The organism is Flaviaestuariibacter amylovorans, assembly GCF_039541815.1.
Taxonomy (GTDB): Bacteria; Bacteroidota; Bacteroidia; order Chitinophagales; family Chitinophagaceae; genus Flavisolibacter; species Flavisolibacter amylovorans.
In genome coordinates this window covers 60,044-77,360 of the sequence record NZ_BAABGY010000009.1, presented here as the reverse complement: position 1 = coordinate 77,360, position 17,317 = coordinate 60,044, and the positions used below count along the sequence as shown (strand labels likewise).

Sequence of the window (17,317 nt, the reverse complement as noted above, 5' to 3'; positions counted from 1 at the left end):
ATCGGGAAGCGTAGCTTTGACAAAGGTTGAGCGTACTTATAATGGATGCAATTGCTAAGAAGACATTACTTCCATTCGACATACCCAAGAGGAAGCTCATTCAGCTCCATTCTTGCTTCCCGCCAGCTCGGGTAATACTTATCGAGCAGCGCTACAAATTGCGCATTGTGCGTCGGCTCGATCAGGTGGGCCATTTCATGAACGATGACATACTCCACCAAATCCTTGGGCTTCTTGACCAGTTCGGTATTGAGTCGTATGGTTCCGGACTTATGGTTGCAGCTTCCCCACTTCGTTTTCATCTTCTGAACGAAGTAAGCGCGTACCTGCACGTCCATTATTTTCTCCCATTTCGCAATGGCGTCTTTGATGAACGCGTGCAACAGAGCCTTTTGCCACGCATAAAGGAGCTCTTCCCTTTTCGCTTTGGAGGCACCCGGCTTCACATGAAGGCGGATTCTTTTGTGGTCGAGGATCACCTGTTGGACTACTTCTGTCGGGATCACATCCAGGAGGTACCGGCGCCCCCACAGGTAGTGCGTTTCGCGCTTCACCAGTTGCCGGGGCGACTCGCGGGCCTGGGCCGCCATCTTTTCCTGCTGCTGCCGGATCCAGTACAATTTGGAGAGGGCGAAGGCCCTTGCCACTTCAAGCCTCGTTTTGAGCGGAGCCACCAGGGTAACGCGCCCGTCTGGGGGGTGCACGGTCAGGTGCACGTTCTTGATGTTCTTCCGGGTGACTTCGATCTCGATTTCGCCGATATGGATGCGGTCGATCATGCGTACCCTCTCAAGTTTTTGATCAGCTCAAACAACGCGATAGTATGCGCCTTATTCCGGTTCATAAGGAGATATAAGGCATTCTGCACCTGTTTTTCCCGTGCTTCATCTCCGCGCCAGCCGGCAGGCGCCTGCTCGCGCATCACCCGGTCGATGTTCAGGGCTAGCTGCACCAGCGGGTCGCCATAAGGCTCTTCCGGCTCGGCGGCCTGGGAGTCGTCGCCCACGATGGAAAGAATATCCGGAAGATTCTTGTAAAGGGTAATGGCTTCGGGCTTCCCCTGCAACGGCGCAGGCACATCCGCCGTGTTCTGCCCACGCTTCATGTTTCGAACAAGCTCTTCGGCCTTGCGCAGGAATTCTTCGTACTCTTCTACCTGCTCCCGCTTCTGCTCGATGAGGTCGTCGAGCAGTTTCGACATCTCCTCGTAAAAACGCGGGTCGGTAAGTTGCTCGCGGATGATGGACTGCCGCACGTTGTTGATGATGCTTTCCGCAATCGAGTTGCGCGAGAGTTTCCCTTTCTCGTTCAGCTTTTTCGCAATGGCATCGTGGATGCCCGTGTTGATGATCATCTCTACCAATGAAAACTGGTCTACCTCCCCGAGCGGGTCGGCCGGATCGGCCTGGATATAGGTGTTGATGAGGTGACGCATGTCGGCCTCGAAAGGCTTGATGTCCAGCTCTTCACCCGAATAATGCTTGATGGCTGACCGTATGTCGCTGTAATAGGTAACCTCCCGGCCGATTGCCTCGGCTTCGGCTTCGGAGTACCCGGCCTCCGGCAGGTGGTTGGCGAGGGCCGCGAAGGCGCGCACATAGCTCACCACCGCTTTGTAAAAGGAGATACGCAGGGGCTCGGTTTCGGAAAGCGACAGCGGGTTCGCGGCATCGCCGCAGAAGTAGGCAAAAAACTGCTCCATTTCCTTCGGCTCCGCCACGGGCTCGCAGAGGTACTTAATGGCCTCGCGGGCGGTGTCAAGCCGCTTGCGGCCTTCCACCAGCCAGTGCTTCAGCCCCACGTTGTTGTCGTCGCCGGCGCCGCCTTCGTCGTCGAGCTCGTCGGAGCTGTACACCGAAATGGCTTCCTGCACGTCGGCAAACAACTCCTTGAAGTCGACGATATACCCAAAGTCTTTATCCTCGCCGTCGAGGCGGTTGGTGCGGCAGATGGCCTGGAACAGGTTGTGGTTGCGGAGCTCGTTGTCAAGGTAGATATAGGTGCAGGAGGGCGCATCGAAGCCGGTAAGCAGCTTGCTCACCACGATCAGCAGCTTGCAGTTGGCCGGCTCCTCTTTGAAGCGGCGCTTGATCTCCTCCTCGTACCTGGAAGTGGTCTGGCCTGACTGCAGCACCCACTTCGCGTAAGTATCGAACTTGAAATGCTCATCACCTTTAGCGGGCTCCCGCGAGATGGCGGCGGGGTTGGGCTCGTAGGAAGTGATGATGCCGCAATGGGGGCCAAGCGGAGTGGCCTGGAACAGCCGGTAGTAGTGACAGGCATCGTATATCGAAGCCGCTACCAGGATGGCCGTACCCCGGTCGTTGTTGAGGCGGGGACGTGCGACGAAATCGTGGTTGATGCTGACAATGATCCGGTTCTTGCGCTCACCCGAACTCATCAGGCTTTCCATATTGGCCCACGCCTTGCGCACTACGGCTTTCTGGTAATTATTTTTCAGTTTCCGCGTCGTAGCGTTAAACCAGTCATCCACGGCCTGTTGCGAGGTGAGCCGCTGGGGCACCGTGCGGGCCTCGTATTTAAGGTCCAGCACCACGCCGTCGGCAACAGCCTCGGGAAACTTGTAGGTGTGGATGTTGGAGCCGAACACTTCGCGGGTGGTGGCCGCGTCGGTACGGAGCAGCGGGGTGCCTGTGAAGCCGATGAAGAGCGCGTGGGGCAGCCAGCGCTTCATCTGTTTGTTCATGTTGCCGCCCTGGGTGCGGTGGCACTCGTCCACGAACACGTAGAAGCGGCCGCTCACGGGGGGCAGCTCGCCCTTGAGGTCGGTGGTATCGAACTTGTGGATGAGGGCGCAGAGGAGGCGCGGCGTGGTAGCCGCCATTTTCTCCAACAACTGGGCCCGTTTGGTGATGCGCGGCGAGGGATCGGACTCTGGGATGACGCCCGCCTTGCGCATGACGCCCTCGATCTGCTTGTCGAGCTCGTCGCGGTCGGTGACGATGAGCACGCGGGCATCGGGATCATACTCCAGCACCCACTTGGCCAGCAGCACCATCAGGATGCTTTTGCCGGAGCCCTGCGTGTGCCAGATAACGCCGCCCTCGCGGGTGCGGATGCGCTCCTGCGCGGCTTTGATGCCGGCATACTGGTGCGGGCGCGGCACCTTCTTGACCCCACCGTCGAAGATGATGAAGTTGTAGACGAGGTCGAGCAGGGTGGCTTTGTTGCATAGCTGCTCCAGCGGCCGGTCGAGCAGGGCGCCGGCCTCGTTGGCGGGAAGGCCGCTCTTGTCTTTCCACTCCACGAAGAATTGCTCCCTGGTACCCACCGTACCGTAGCGCAGGCCCTGCGCATCGTTGCCGGCAAGCACTAGTTGCACGGTGGCAAAAAAAGGCGCGTTGAATTCGGGCTCCTGGTTGGTAATGAGCTGTCTTACTGCCTCAGCCAGCTCGACCGAGATGCGCTTCAGTTCCAGCACGGCCACCGCGAGGCCGTTGAGATACAGCACGACGTCGGGGCGGCGCTGGTAGCCTTCCTTGCCCTTCAGGGTCACTTCCTCGGCAAGGGCGAAGTCGTTGTCATTAACTTTCTCCGGATCCCATTCAATCAGGAAAACATTCTCATAGGGCTTGTCGATGGCCGTTTTCACCTTCACGCCGTAGCGCAGCAGGTTGTAGGTGCGGAGATTGCTTTGATACAGCGTAGTGCCCGTAACGTCGGCTGCCTTTTCGAGCTCCACCAGCGCGGCAGAGATCAACGCATCGCTGTAGCCCCGCTTTTTCAGGTTGGCCCGGAGGGGCTCGGTTTCGATGCAGCGGTTGCCTTCCCGCCCTTCCCAGTTACCGAGGTAGCGGTACCCGAGGCTTTGGATAAAATGCTGCACCACCCGGTTTTGGGTGGCCCGCTCAGATCGTGGTTGCTGGCTCATGCGTCTGTTGGTGGATTCTGATTTTGCCGGTGAGGAGAGATTGCATCATGCCTTGCTTCATTTCACTCAATTTTGCGACTTTCAGTCCCAGGTGATCAATTTCATCCGACATGCCCTGAAGTCCTTTAACCGTAGATAATTGTTCTTCTACATCATGGGGCATCCAAAACCTTAGTTCTTGATACTCATTACCGTTAACACCAGGTTGACCCGAACGCATCGAATTTGCAGTAATCCAGTCGTAATAAGGCTTGGAATGTGTATAGTAGAATAGGTACTCAGATAAAAGAATCATTGGGTCACACTGGATTCTAATCAAAAATCCGGCGAAAACTAATGGTCCATCACTTATCCGGTATAAATAGGTTTTTCCAACACTTGCTCCTGTCCTAGCAAATACAATATCACCTTTTTGGAGATAAAAAAAAGAAGATAATGGGCTATTAACGGAGGCAATATTCTTCGTTGAGTATTTCCCATCTTCTGTAATATCAGTAATTCGCAGGTATGCAGGTAATGACTGATCAAATGCGGTAGCCGAAGCATTCAACCCGTATTGTGGACTTGTCGACATACAATCACCTAGCCTCCTTTCTACCCATCCCTCCTTCATCTTCCCATCCGCATCCACCGGCGACAGCAAGCGCTGCATCACGCCTTGCTTGATGGCCTTCTTTTTGGCAATGAGGGTTTCGGTTTGCGCAATCAGCGCATCCATATCGGAAAGGGCGGTGGCAATGGCGGCTTGTTCAGGGAGGGTAGGTAATGTCACCCACGTAAGACCAAACTGAGTTTTATTTATTAGTGGCACGGCCTGTTCGCCAGCTAAAGCTTTAATGCTTGGTGACAAATAGGAGAGAGAATAGAAAAGAAAATCGGAATTATAGTTCTTGTTTGGCAGCACAGCATTGATTTGCTGATTGGATGTTATTGCGAACCTTGCCATTCCGGACTTTCCTATCGTAGACCCGATACAAGTGAAAAGGATTGATCCCTTCGGAAACTTTCTAGAATACTTGAACCCTTTAGCTGACAATTTCTTCTCTGTCTCGTCGATGTACTTGCTTGAACCCAAATCTGCGGGGCTCGCAAATAAGAATTCATCGCCATAATTGCTAAGATCATGCGTGGGGGGAGTACTTCCAGTGACAATGTCTGCTAGATCGCATAGACGCATCGTCATCCAATCTTCAGGAAACATATAGACTTTAGATACCTTTTTTACCTCTCTAAGCTCCATACAAACCCCATTTTTTCCAGGTGACCATTTACTTTCTCCTGCAAGGCTTCCAGCTCCCGCTCGATCTCCGGCAGGGGCGTTTCATAGCGCTCCATCAGCTCTTTCAGCCGGCCTGTAAGCTGTTGACTTAACCGGTCCATTTCCTGCTGCACCGTTCCCCCGATCGCAGGCAGCCATTTCTTCTCGATCACCAGCTCTTTTACATCGTCTTCGCTGAGCATCGGGTATTTGGCGTAGGCCAAGGCATCGAGCTCGGCCTCCCACTTGCGGATGTCGGCACGTAGCGCGCCTGCGGTCGCATCGAGCTCAGCCCACTGCTTCAGCACGGCTTCTTCGTTCTCGTAATCCTGCTTGCCCCGGATCTCCCTGAGGCGGCGGGCCACTTCCGCCTTATTCACCTTATCCAGCGCCGTAAAGATCAACGTGGCCCCGGTGGCAACATCCTCGCCCGAGTGCTCCTCTTCCAGTTCCGCCAGGGAAGCGAGCGTGCTTTCGAGCTCGGCCTCCTTCGCATCGATCACTTCCTGCTCGGCGGCAAAGTAATGAGCCACCAGCAGGGCCTTTGGCACGAGGTCGCAGGTCCAGCCGCGATCGATTTTTTCACCCTTCTTTTTGCCGGCTTTTACTTCTTCTACCAGGCGGCGGGTCTCGGCCTTCCAGCCGTCGGCCGACAGCAGGTAGCAGTCGTCCTGCATGGTATCGTTCCAGTAGTCCATGCAGTGCTGGTACACGTCGTAGGGGTCGATCAGTTTGGCCGCACGAAAGGCGGCCAGCAGGCTTTCCGACAGCTCGTGGATCAAGTCTTTTGGATGGTCGCCTTTCTTAAACCCGTCCAGCAGGTGCCACACGGCGCCCTTCCATTTGCGGAAGATCTCGGCATTGGCCGCCTGCAGCGCGGCGAACTCGGCGCTGCCTTGGATGGTGGCCTTCAACTGCGCCGGCTCGATGGCCGCCTCGAGGTAGCCCGCTCGGGGCCCTTCGGTGAAGAGGGTAGCCCGCAGCCCGGGCAGCACGTCCCACCAGGCCTTCAGCGCGTCGATGTCGGCCGCGGGGATGCCGCCATTGAGGTGGGCGTCGATGTCCTGGAGGTCTTCGGGCTCGGTGGTGTCGATATAGCGTGGGATGTTGAGGTTGTAGTCGTTCTTCGGATCCGCGATCTCGTCGAGCGGCACCATGCGGCAAAACTTGTCTACCGGCTCGCCCTTGCTAAAGGCGTCCACAATGCGGTGGATGTCCTGCTCACGCAGGCGGTTCTTGTTGCCGTCTTTCAGGTACCCCTTGCTGGCGTCGATCATGAAGATCCCCTTGCGCGCGCCAGCATTCTCCTTGTCGAGCACCAGGATGCAAGCCGGGATGCCGGTGCCGTAAAACAGGTTGGCCGGCAACCCGATCACGCCCTTGAGGATGCCGGAGTCTACGAGCTTGCGGCGGATGGCTGCTTCGGCGTTGCCGCGAAACAGCACGCCGTGCGGCAGGATGCAGGCACCCTTGCCGGTGCTCTTGAGCGAACGGATGATGTGGAGCAGGTAGGCATAGTCGCCCTGCTTGGCCGGCGGCTCGCCCCAGGCAAAGCGCCCGTAGGGGTCGTCGGAAGGCGTGAGGCCGGTGCTCCAGGCCTTGTCGGAAAAAGGCGGGTTAGCCACTACGTAGTCGTAGGTGCGCAGCCCTTCGCCATCCTTGAAGCGGGGCGACGCCAACGTATTGCCCGCCATGATATTGGCCGTGGGGAAGTTGTGCAGGATCATGTTCATGCGGGCGAGGCCGGCGGTGGTCACGTCCTTTTCCTGCCCTTCGAGGGTGATGTGCTTGCCGGCCTCGGCAGCCACCTTCAGCAGCAGGGAACCCGAGCCGCAGGTGGGGTCGTAGGCGGTGGTGGCTGCCACCGAGTTCTTCGGGGAGACGCCGATCACCTTGGCCAGGATGCGGCTTACTTCGGAGGGGGTATAGAACTGGCCCTTGCTCTTGCCGCTTTCCTGGGCAAAGTGCTGCATCAGGTATTCGTAGGCGTCGCCGAGTATATCGTCGTGGTCGGCGCGGTTCTTCGAGAAGTCGAGCCCGTTGAAGATATTGATGAGCTTGGTCAGGCGCTCCACCATGTCCTTGCCCTCGCCCAGCTTGTTGGGGTCGTTGAAGTCGGGGAAGTCGGCGCGCGCGAGGCGGCTGTTGGCATCTACCAGCGGCACGATGACCCCGGTGTTGATCTTCTCGCCGATGTCGGTCTTGCCGCGCAGTTCGAGCATATCCGCAAAGGAGGCGCCGGGCGGGATCACCACGGGCGGGGCAAAGTCGTCGGAGTTCGCGTATTTGTCGGAGATGTACTTGATGAACAGCATAAAGAGCACGTAGTCTTTATACTGGCTGGCGTCCATGCCGCCGCGCAGCTCGTCGCAGCTGGCCCAGATGGAGCTGTAGAGTTCGGATTTTTTGATCGCCATAGTGGTTTTGGTTCGCTTCGATACGAAATTTTAGGCAAAAGCCGGGGGCCCTTGCCGGGCGTGAAGTTAGCCGGAATGGCGCATCCGTGGCGCGGGTACCCAAAAGGGGGTGCGGGGAGCATGCATCCCCTGCGGGGGGCCGGGTAAGGGTGTTGCCGGGGAGTCGCACGGGGTGCGCGAGGCTCCTAGAGCCTTTGCAGGCGCCCCGCAGCCGGTGCGCAAGGCAGAAAGCGCCTGTGCCGGTGCCCGCAGTGGATGCGGCGGGGTAGCGGCAACCTTTGCCGGCGCCCCGCACGCCGTGAGTGCCGTAGTAAAGGCCTCCGCTAGCTTCCTCCAGCCGCTGCGCCCCTCCTGGTGGCGAAGACGGTGCCGGCCTGCTGTCGTCGCACCGAAGGTCATTGTGAGCCTTACGGAGGTCATTGAGCGAGCCTGTCCTGAGCGAAGTCGAAGGAAAGCAATCCACACAACCTGCGGAGTGTTCCTCTTGCCGCGCCTAAAGAAACACTCCGCGTAACGGGGGAGTTTGCTTCGCTACGCTCGCAATGACCTTGAGTCGCGTAGTTTACCCCGCAGCAGGCGAGGCGCCCACGGAATGCTTGGGAGTGCACCTTGTTCGCAGTCGGAACATCAAGCTTAGAAAAAAAGGCCGGGTTGCTATTTTATCGAGAAAGAAGTATTTTAAAGCAACCAAAATTTTAACCCATGCTAACGAAACTCTCCCTCTCCGGGCTGCGCAACGCGGAGCTCATCCAGTACCTCACCCAACTGCTCGAAACAATTCCCGCCACCGGGCTGCCGGCGCCGGCGGCCGAAGCCGCAAATGGCCTGCGCCGGGTGCTGACCGAGCTCGATGCCCTGCACAAGACCGACCCCGCCTCGCTCATCACCGACGAGCTGATCGCCCTCGACGCTGAGCGCGACGCGCTCTACACCGGCCTGCTGGCCTTCTGCAACAGCTTCTCCTACCACAACGATGGGGAGCTGCGCAAAGCGGGCACCGACCTGCAGCACGCGCTCGGGGTGTATGGCAACGCCGCCGAAGTAACGCGCCAGGGCTATGCCGCCGAAAGCACCGACATCGAATCCTTGCTCACCGACCTGGCGGCACCCGCACTCTCCGCCGCCACCGCCCGCACTGGCGCCACGGTCTGGACCGCCCCGCTGAAGACGGCCAACGACCGCTTCAAAGCCCGCTTCCTCGACCGGAACGACGAGGCGGCGGCGAAGGAGTTTACGTTCACGATGAAGCAAAAGCGCAAGGAGGCGGCGACGGCTTACGAGCTGCTGCGGCGTAAGCTCAATGCGGCCTGGGAGATGGGTGCCGCGGAACTTGAAGCCGCTATTGGAAAAGGCAATGCGCTGACGGAGACGTATAGGGAGTTAGTGGCCGCAAGGAAGGGAAGGGCGGAGGTAAGGAAGGAAGCGGCGCCGGGAGCGTGATCAACATGATTGTTTTATTGATAAAGCCACCGTAAGGTGGCTTTATGTTTAGACCCAAAATAACAAATGACAGAAGATGCTAATCAGCTTGAAGTCGATATTCAAATTGCTCCTGACCAAGTGAAATAGTATCCTTTAGCTTTTGATATTGTTGCTCTCCACCTTCCATTGTGGGAAGCATATCTATATACTGTTCAATCGCAGCGTTTATATCGTTGAGGCTTTGCTTTGACTTAATCCAATTCTGAGGACTAAAGATCGCCCCGTTTGGCAATGTACGGTTAGAGGCTACTCTCAAAGCAGTATTAAGACAACGACCTGACGTTTTTACTATCTGATCAACCATTCCATTGAGCTGCGCTGCCTCCCAAGTTGCATTTGGCGAAGGAACTCTATCGCTTTTGTTATTGCCGATTGCAAAAATTAATGAAACTGCGTATAAGTGATGATAGGGGGCATAGGCCTTCATAGTCAACAGCGTTTCATTCAACCCAAGTGGATTCTTATCCGACCAGTTTTTCAGTACTTCCTGCATCCAATTATTGAGCGCTTGAATGTTCTCCGGTTTGTAGTCCCTTTTGAAAAGGATTTCGAAATACTTATCAAAAATCTTAGTCTCACCGTAAGAAATGTTCGGACGTTGAGAATGCCAAGCAATCAAGTACTTTCCAAGATCAGAAAGATCGATGACGAACTTCTTATTTTTCTCAGCTGGAGGCATTTCCCCACGCTTGGTAACGAAATAACCTTGCGGAAACTTCTGTTCAAAAGAACGTTTTAGATTCAACACACGCTTGTCGTTACTTCTGAGATCTCGAGGTTTGACCGCACTTTGTGAGTTTGTATTTATGCTGATGAGATCAGCCCGATCGCGTTGTGGAATTTCGTAAAACCGAAAAAGAACATAGGTCTCATCCAATTTCTTTGCAGTTTCGCTGCAGCTCAAAATTGTATTTAGTGATTGGCAACCGTTTACCACGCTCAAGCCATAAAGCTGCATTTTGCTATTGTCAATTTCAAGTCGGTTGCAAATAGCAGTAATTCCATTGTGAAAGAAGAAAAAGTCTTTGTGTTTATCACCCAGTATTGTCTGTCTTATTTTCTTGTTCACTGCATTGCTGGTACCAAGACTCTGGCGAACATTTTTCTGAAACAAAGAACCATCTTTGATACCCGGTATTTTAATGCATTCCTTTAGAGGTAATGCAGCGATGACAACTTGAGTGCCTGCAATTCCCACAGGCATGAACTTGCTTTCACTCAAATCCATCGTGTAGTTGATTTGCGGGTTGTCTGTTTCCAAAGCCAGCTCATAACGTCGCGAAAGCTCAGCTTCGTCAACTACTGTTATAATGGCATCAAAATCCTCATTCTCTGAGATATCTGCAAGCTGTTTTTGGAACGTCTCCAGATCATTCTGAGCAGAAGTAGTCAAGCTTGCTGTGGTAATGAGCTCGAAACACACTTCATATTCATCTTCAAATGCCTTTGCGACTTCTGACAATTTTCGTTGAAGCTTTTGATTGCTGACGGTTTGAAGCCTGACAAGATCCCGGAGTTGCATCCATGAAGACAACACCTCTCTCAACGGCTCGGCATCCACCGCCCCTCCGGAAATAAACTTTCCTTGTATGATGTAAACTGTTTGAATATCGTCATTAATAACAATTGCATCAATTTGCTTATCATCCGCTCCGTCGGTGATTGCGTCCTTGGCTTGATTTCTGTCTTGATGAAGGATATTGAAAAGATACCATGCAACAAACCTTTGCCCATCGTTTGGATAGTTTTGTTGGTAATAGTCGGCTTTTATTTCATCTTGAATTTTTTCGTAGATAGTCATTTTGGTTACAACATTTTATTATAGAATGGAAAGCAAAACCAGATCGGCTACGAATTGCAACAATTAAGAGCTTGACGTAAACAAATGGTATGTTTAGACAAAACACCCTTTAACTCTTGGCATCGAAAGGACCAAAGGAAGGCTTGGGAACCGAAGGTAACTCAACGCCTCTTTCTTTTTTTAGCGAGCATGAAAGTTTGCTGACAATTCTGGTTTTAAGCCTACAAACTAAGGGTTCTTATCTTTGCCGCCCAAGAACCGAACGTATGACCATCTCCTATAACTGGCTTAGCGACTATATCCCCGTCAAGCTCGACCCCGAGCGCCTCTCCCGCATCCTCACGGCCATCGGCCTGGAGGTGGAATCAATGGAGCGCTACGAGGAGGTGAAAGGCGGCCTCGAGGGCCTCGTGCTCGGCGAGGTGCTCCACACCGAGCAACACCCCAACGCCGACAAGCTGAAACTGACGAAGGTGAACACCGGCGGCGCCGAGCCCCTCCCCATCGTGTGCGGCGCGCCCAACGTGGCCCCCGGCCAGCGCGTGGTGGTGGCCCCCGTAGGCGCTACCATCTACCCCACCGCCGGCGAGCCCCTCACCATGAAGGTGGCCAAGATCCGCGGGGTCGAGAGCTACGGCATGATCTGCGCCGAAGACGAGATCGGCCTCGGCGACTCGCACGCCGGCATTATGGTACTACCGGCCGACGCACCCATCGGTACGCCCGCTGCCGAGTATTTCAGTCCCTATACCGACATCATTTACGAGATCGGCCTCACCCCCAACCGCGCCGACGCCATGAGCCATTGGGGCGTCGCCCGCGACGTGTGTGCCTACCTCACCCACCACGACCGCAAGGAAGTAAAGGCCCAGATCCCCTACGCCAACCTGAAGCCCGAAAGCAACAGCCTGCCGGTAACGGTGACTGTCGAGAACGGCGCTTCCTGCCCGCGGTATAGCGGCGTGTCGCTCGCCGGCATCACCGTAAAGCCCTCGCCGAAGTGGCTGCAGGACCGCCTCAAGGCCATCGGCGTGCGCCCCATCTCCAACATCGTCGACATCACCAACTATATCCAGCACGAGACCGGCCAGCCGCTCCATGCTTTCGACTACGACGCCATCACCGGCGCCAAAGTGATCGTGAAGAACGAAGCCGAGGGCACGCCCTTCGTGACGCTGGATGAAAAGGAGCGGAAGCTGAGCGCGCAGGACCTGATGATCTGCAATGCCCAGGAGCCGATGTGCATCGCCGGCGTGTTCGGCGGCAGCAAAAGCGGTGTATCGGACAGCACGAAGAACATCTTCCTCGAGAGCGCCCACTTCGAGCCGGGCACGATCCGCAAGAGCTCCTTCCGCCACGGGCTCCGCACCGATGCGGCCACCCGCTTCGAGAAGGGCACCGACATCTCCAACACCGTGAACGTGCTGAAGCGCGCGGCGGCGCTCGTTAAAGAGATCGCCGGCGGCAGCATCGCCTCCGAGTTCATCGACGTCTACCCGAAGCCCGAGCCGAAGCGCGAGGTCATCCTCAAGAACCAGTACCTCAAGAAGCTCTCCGGCAAGAACTACCATCCCGAAACCGTCAAGGGCATTCTCCAGAGCCTCGGCTTCGGCATCATCAAAGACAGTATGGACGCCCTCTCCATCGAGGTGCCCTACCATAAGCGCGACGTGAGCCTGCCGGCCGACATCGTGGAGGAGATCCTCCGCATCGACGGCCTCGACAACATTGAGATCCCTTCGGCGATAACGCTGACGCCCTCCGTGGAGGAGAACCCGCGTGCCGACCGGCTCAAAGAGAAGCTGGCCGACGCGCTCGTGGGCCTCGGCTTCTCCGAGATCCTGACCAACTCCATCACGCACTCGGCCCACTTCTCCGAGGCACAGCTCGCCACCACGGTGCGGCTGCTCAACAACCTGAGCACCGAGCTCGACGTGCTGCGCCCCTCCATGCTGCCCACCGCCCTCGAGGTGATCGCCTTCAACGGCAACCGCCGCAACGCCGACCTCAGGTTCTTCGAGTTCGGGAAGACCTATACTTCGGAAAGCACCGGCAAATACAGCGAGCGCAACCACCTCTGCCTCTACCTCAGCGGCGCGCTGAGTCCGCAGACCTGGAAGGGCAAGGGCACGCCGGCCGATATCTACTATGTAAAAGGCGCCGTAGATACCCTGCTCCGTCTATGTGGCATCGCTGCAGAAACTTCGCTCGAGCAAAGCGCCGACGGACTGACCGGCGTGGTCACCTTCATGTTCAACAACAAGGTGCTGGCGCAGGCCGGCCGCGTGGACGCCGCCCTTGCGGGCCGCTTCGACATCAAAGCGCCCGTGTTCGTGGCCGATATCGATTGGGATGCGCTGATGCGCGCCGCCGACTCCCTGACGCTGCGCTACCGCGAGGTGCCCCGCTTCCCCGCGGTACAGCGCGACCTCGCCCTGGTGATTCCTTCCGGGATGCCGTTTGCCGCCATCGAACAGCAGGTGGGCAAGCTGCGCCTGCCGAAGCTGCAGGGCACGCGTCTCTTCGACCTGTTCGAAAGCGAGAAGCTCGGCGCCGGCAAGAAATCGCTGGCCGTCAACTTCACGTTCCTCGACGAGGAGAAGACGCTCACCGACAAGGAGATCGACGGGTGGATGCAAAAGATCATGTACAGCCTCGAAAAGGAGCTCGGCGCCGAGATCCGCAAATAAGCCATGACGGTAGACGAACGCTTTAATGCCCTGCAGGGCAAGCTGCAGCAGCTCGTGAAGGAGCAGGCCCGCCTCCGCAAGGAGCACGCCGAGCTCACCGAAGCCCTCACCCGCGCCGAGGCAGAGCGGAACACGCTCGCCACGCAGGTGCAGGAGCTCGTGCAGCTCGTGGGCATCCTGAAGCTCGCCGCCGGCAACCTCGACGACAAAGACAAAAAGGAATTCGAAAAGCAGATCAACCGCTTCGTCCGCGACCTGGATAAAACCATCGCTTACCTCGGAACGATCTGAGGCGGCAATCGGCAATCGGTAATCGGCAATGGATTCCGAAAGCTGGTGCTTCTTACGAACACGATCATTAATAACGTCAAAGAACCTCTTAAATGATGACGGAACGCCCAGGCAAGGAGACGCCTTATTACCGATTCCCGATTCCCGATTGCCGATCATGAACCTCATTCCCATCAACCTCGTCATCGGCGACCGCACGTACCGCATCAAGATCCAGGCAAAGGACGAGGCGGTGGTGCGCCATACCGCCAAGGTCATCAACGACAAGCTCGTGGAGTTCCGCGCAGCCTTCGCCGCCAAGGACATGCAGGACTACATCGCGATGGTGCTCATCTGGTTCGCCACGCACCAGACCGGTGCCATGGCCGCCGACCTGCAGCAGAAAGAATTGGAGGAAAAGCTCGCCGGGCTGGAGAAGCTCGTAGATGGCGCCCTAAGCCCCCTGTCCCCCGAAGGGGGCACTTAGGCCGATCACTCTTCCCGGTTCCAATTATTCTTCAAAGCACTTTATACGAAAGCCCCGACTCCGTCGGGGCTTTCTACGTTAAGAGGGTGGAGCGCTGGAGAAAGGAGGGGAGTACTTGAGCATTTGAGTACATGAGTAATTGAACAAATGAGGGGGCTGGCGCCGCTTTCAGTTCTACTTCATGTATTCCTTGTTCCTGTATACCTATTCCAGCTCCAATAAGAAGAATGTCCAGGTATGGAAGGGACAGATCCAGCGTTAGTTCCCCCTCTGGGGGACAGGGGGCAGCACCTCCGCGAGCTTCTTTTCCAGGTCTTCGCCATTCAGGTTCTTGGCGATGATGACGCCGTTGGGATCGAGGAGGAAGTTCTGCGGGATGAACTGGATGCCGTACTGCTTTGCGGCGGCGTTATCCCAGAACTTCAGGTCGCTGACGTGCGTCCAGGTAAGGCCGTCGGCGCGGATGGCCCCGAGCCACTTGTCGCGGGCGCCCGGGCGGTCCAGCGAGACCCCAAGCACGGTGAAGTTGCGCTCCTTGTACTTCTGGTACACCCGCACCACGTTAGGATTCTCCTGCCGGCAGGGTCCGCACCAGGAGGCCCAGAAATCCAGCAGTACGTACCTGCCCTTGAACGATGCGAGGGCTACCGGCCGGTCGAGCGTATCGTTCATCGTGAAGTTCATCGCGGGCTGTCCTACGGCCGTCTTCCGGGCCGTGGCCAGGGTAGCGGCGAAGGCCTTCCCTTCGGGGCTTTCGCGCGTCGCTTTCGGAAAGCGTTCGAACAGCGGACCGTGCACGGCCGGGTCGAGGCCCCCTTCAGTTACCTTCTGCAGGGCGTAGAGGGCAAGCGGCGAGCCGGGCTGCTCCTTCACGAAGGCGCCGTAGACGCGCTCCTGCTGCTCTTTCTCCAGTGCCTGCATCCGGGTTTCAATAGCACGCTGGGTTGCCGTGTCGTTGGCGCGCCGTGCTTTCATATAGTCGAGCCGGCCTTGCTGGAATTCGTTCTCGTAGCGCTGCGCCGCCGCCTGCAGGGCCAGGTAATCGGTATGTGCCCGCGAGCCCTTCACGGCATTGCCCTGCACCGAGTCCCGGGTCTCGATCTCGATACGTCCGGGCTGGAGGTAAAGAGGGAAATTGTATTGCTTGATGCCCATCCCGTTGAACTGGCGAAGAGCCGAGTCGGAACGGTACACGATATTGGCAAGCACGGGGCCCGGCAGCGGGCGCTTGTACTTCCAGGCGCCATTCTGTACGCGGATCGTGTCTTTTACGGCAACATCGCCTTGCTGGAACATCACAATGACCCACTTGACAGGCGGCGTGCGGGCAAAGCTGCCCTCGATGGTGACTTCGGGCTGCTGGGCCCGGACGGCCAGCGTAAGCAGCAGCATCAGGAAAAGGGTTGCGGGTTTCATGGCGAAAAGTTAGGAAGCGGACCTGTTCGCGAAAAAGAGAAATTTCCCCGGAATCCTGTTTTTTTCCCGCAGGGCATCGTGTATGTACGCGCATGCAAAAACGAAAGACGCACTTCGTGCGCCTTTCCAGATCTGACAATATTAAATGCGGCTCCCCTATTGAGCGAAAATCGAAGGCCGCAAGCGGCCTCGTCACGCAGCGAAGCGGCGATGGGCGACGCTGTGAAATAGCTTGAGAACAAATCAACTGATTTTATTTTCTCGTCGCGCCGTTGCGCCGTAGCGCCGTCGTGCATAAAGGCCGCTGGCGGCCGCCTCACATCCGGCCCATTTTAGGTACGTCTTGCCGCCTCCTATTTGATGACTTCTGCAAGCTTTTTGGTCAGCGCCTCGCCGCTCAGGTTGCGGGCGATTATCTTGCCGTCCGGGTCGAGCAGGAGGTTGGCCGGGATGGCGCGGATGCCGTACTGCTTTGCGGCGGCATTGTCCCAGAACTTGAGGTCGCTTACATGCGCCCAATTGAGGCCGTCGTCGTGGATGGCCTTCAGCCAGCGGTCCTTCTGGCCGGGACGGTCGAGCGATACCCCGAACACGGTGAAATTCCTGTACTTATAGGTATTGAATGCAGCCACTACGTTGGGATTCTCCCGGCGGCAGGGACCGCACCAGGAGGCCCAGAAGTCCACCAGCACGTACTTGCCCTTCAGCGAGGAGAGCGCCACCGGGCGGTCGAGTGTATCGTTCATCGTGAAGTCCATCGCGTAGCGGCCCACGGCCGTCTTTTTGGCGATATCGATCTGCTCGCGGTAGGCAACACCCGAGGGAGTAGCCTGCGTGGCTTTCGGCAGCTTGTTGAAGAGCGGCTCCACCTTTTCGGGCTCGATGCTATATCCGGCAAATTGCTTCAGGGCATAGAGCGCCACGGGCGAGGATGCGCGCTTCTGCAGGAAGGCAGCGTACACGGCGTTGCGCTGCAGCCCGTCGATGGAGTCGATGCGGCGCTCCGCGTCCTTCATGCCCGCGGCATCCTTGGCCACCGCGGCCTTCCGGTAGGCATCGTACAACGGGTTCAGCTGCTCCTGCCAGGGCTTGTCGGCAGCCTGCAGCGCCTCGTAGTCGGCATGCGCCTTAGAGCCGGTCACGCGGGTGGCCTGTACCGAATCGGAACTCGTTACCTGGATCGTTCCGGGCTGCAGGAACACGGGCAGGTGATACTCGCGGAGCTCCTTGCCATCGGCTTTGCGTCCGAAGGCAGTGCTGCCCTTGAAGGCGAGGTCGGCCAGCACCGGCTCGTCGAGGGAGCGCTTGATCGTGTACGTGCCGTTCTCGACGCGCACACTGTCCTTGATGGTCAGGTCGGGGGTGCGGAAGGTCAGGTATACCCACTCCACGTTGGGCAGGTTGTTGAGGGTGCCGGTCAGCTTCAGCTCCGGGCCTTGTGCAAAGGCGGCGGCGGGAAGCAGGAGCGACAGCAGGAATTTCGTCGGTTTCATGGTGCAAAGTTTAGGGGAAAGCAGGTAAAGTCTATTAATTTAGTAGGGAATTACAGGAACGGCAACGCCCGTTAAGATACGGACAGTTCCGCGGTGCGCTCCGCCGTTCCT

At 57.0% G+C, this 17,317-nt stretch carries 11 protein-coding genes; 4 read left to right on the top strand and 7 right to left on the bottom strand.

The genetic code is table 11. The annotated features are described in order from the left end of the window. Positions 1 to 65: 65 nt before the first annotated feature. Genes ABD937_RS15680 through ABD937_RS15665 form a run of 4 tightly spaced genes read right to left on the bottom strand, consistent with a single transcriptional unit; the run spans position 66 to position 7,567 of the window. Positions 66 to 779 carry a M48 family metallopeptidase gene (locus tag ABD937_RS15680; protein WP_345256710.1) on the bottom strand — a complete coding sequence of 238 codons (714 nt, stop codon included), beginning with the start codon at positions 777 to 779 and terminating at the stop codon, positions 66 to 68. Continuing rightward, on the bottom strand, positions 776 to 3,892 hold the full coding sequence (locus tag ABD937_RS15675; protein ID WP_345256709.1) for a type I restriction endonuclease subunit R: 3,117 nt from the start codon (positions 3,890 to 3,892) through the stop codon (positions 776 to 778). The genes ABD937_RS15680 and ABD937_RS15675 overlap by 4 nt, the downstream gene beginning before the upstream one ends. After that, positions 3,870 to 5,132, bottom strand: coding sequence for a restriction endonuclease subunit S (locus ABD937_RS15670; protein WP_345256708.1), 1,263 nt, complete (start codon positions 5,130 to 5,132; stop codon positions 3,870 to 3,872). Before ABD937_RS15670 ends, ABD937_RS15675 begins: the two co-directional genes overlap by 23 nt. Further along, a complete protein-coding gene (locus ABD937_RS15665) occupies positions 5,114 to 7,567 on the bottom strand; it encodes a type I restriction-modification system subunit M (protein WP_345256707.1) in 2,454 nt (817 codons plus the stop codon). Before ABD937_RS15665 ends, ABD937_RS15670 begins: the two co-directional genes overlap by 19 nt. A 702-nt stretch (positions 7,568 to 8,269) precedes the next feature. Between ABD937_RS15665 and ABD937_RS15660 the strand changes: the two genes are divergently transcribed. Further along, positions 8,270 to 9,007, top strand: a complete 738-nt coding sequence (locus ABD937_RS15660) for a DUF6261 family protein (RefSeq protein WP_345256706.1) — start codon at positions 8,270 to 8,272, stop codon at positions 9,005 to 9,007. A 79-nt stretch (positions 9,008 to 9,086) separates the two neighbouring features. Here the strand turns inward: ABD937_RS15660 and ABD937_RS15655 are convergent, their stop codons facing one another. Beyond that, a complete protein-coding gene (locus tag ABD937_RS15655; RefSeq protein ID WP_345256705.1) occupies positions 9,087 to 10,850 on the bottom strand; it encodes an AIPR family protein in 1,764 nt (587 codons plus the stop codon). A 266-nt stretch (positions 10,851 to 11,116) separates the two neighbouring features. Between ABD937_RS15655 and pheT the strand changes: the two genes are divergently transcribed. The 3 genes from pheT to ABD937_RS15640 all read left to right on the top strand — a co-directional run bounded on the left by pheT (position 11,117) and on the right by ABD937_RS15640 (position 14,297). Beyond that, complete coding sequence (gene pheT / locus ABD937_RS15650; RefSeq protein ID WP_345256704.1) at positions 11,117 to 13,540, top strand: phenylalanine--tRNA ligase subunit beta; 2,424 nt, start codon at positions 11,117 to 11,119, stop codon at positions 13,538 to 13,540. 3 nt (positions 13,541 to 13,543) lie between these two features. Further along, positions 13,544 to 13,831 carry a hypothetical protein gene (locus tag ABD937_RS15645; protein WP_345256703.1) on the top strand — a complete coding sequence of 96 codons (288 nt, stop codon included), beginning with the start codon at positions 13,544 to 13,546 and terminating at the stop codon, positions 13,829 to 13,831. A gap of 157 nt (positions 13,832 to 13,988) precedes the next feature. After that, entirely contained in the window at positions 13,989 to 14,297 is a 309-nt protein-coding gene (locus tag ABD937_RS15640; protein WP_345256702.1) for a cell division protein ZapA, read from the top strand. A 258-nt stretch (positions 14,298 to 14,555) separates the two neighbouring features. On the opposite strand, the gene ABD937_RS15635 is transcribed toward ABD937_RS15640, so the two are convergent. Together ABD937_RS15635 and ABD937_RS15630 are read right to left on the bottom strand one after the other, a co-directional pair. Then, positions 14,556 to 15,713: a redoxin domain-containing protein gene (locus ABD937_RS15635; protein ID WP_345256701.1), complete on the bottom strand. Its 1,158-nt coding sequence runs from the start codon at positions 15,711 to 15,713 to the stop codon at positions 14,556 to 14,558. 353 nt (positions 15,714 to 16,066) lie between these two features. After that, entirely contained in the window at positions 16,067 to 17,206 is a 1,140-nt protein-coding gene (locus ABD937_RS15630) for a redoxin domain-containing protein (protein ID WP_345256700.1), read from the bottom strand. Positions 17,207 to 17,317: the final 111 nt, after the last annotated feature.

Bases quoted from the DNA above. Each gene is read 5' to 3' on its own strand.
- ABD937_RS15665 (WP_345256707.1), bottom strand. From the start codon at position 7,567: ATGGCGATCAAAAAATCCGAACTCTACAGCTCCATCTGGGCCAGCTGC.
- ABD937_RS15670 (WP_345256708.1), bottom strand. From the start codon at position 5,132: ATGGAGCTTAGAGAGGTAAAAAAGGTATCTAAAGTCTATATGTTTCCT.
- ABD937_RS15635 (WP_345256701.1), bottom strand. From the start codon at position 15,713: ATGAAACCCGCAACCCTTTTCCTGATGCTGCTGCTTACGCTGGCCGTC.
- ABD937_RS15660 (WP_345256706.1), top strand. From the start codon at position 8,270: ATGCTAACGAAACTCTCCCTCTCCGGGCTGCGCAACGCGGAGCTCATC.
- ABD937_RS15640 (WP_345256702.1), top strand. From the start codon at position 13,989: ATGAACCTCATTCCCATCAACCTCGTCATCGGCGACCGCACGTACCGC.
- ABD937_RS15675 (WP_345256709.1), bottom strand. From the start codon at position 3,892: ATGAGCCAGCAACCACGATCTGAGCGGGCCACCCAAAACCGGGTGGTG.
- ABD937_RS15645 (WP_345256703.1), top strand. From the start codon at position 13,544: ATGACGGTAGACGAACGCTTTAATGCCCTGCAGGGCAAGCTGCAGCAG.
- pheT (WP_345256704.1), top strand. From the start codon at position 11,117: ATGACCATCTCCTATAACTGGCTTAGCGACTATATCCCCGTCAAGCTC.
- ABD937_RS15630 (WP_345256700.1), bottom strand. From the start codon at position 17,206: ATGAAACCGACGAAATTCCTGCTGTCGCTCCTGCTTCCCGCCGCCGCC.
- ABD937_RS15655 (WP_345256705.1), bottom strand. From the start codon at position 10,850: ATGACTATCTACGAAAAAATTCAAGATGAAATAAAAGCCGACTATTAC.
- ABD937_RS15680 (WP_345256710.1), bottom strand. From the start codon at position 779: ATGATCGACCGCATCCATATCGGCGAAATCGAGATCGAAGTCACCCGG.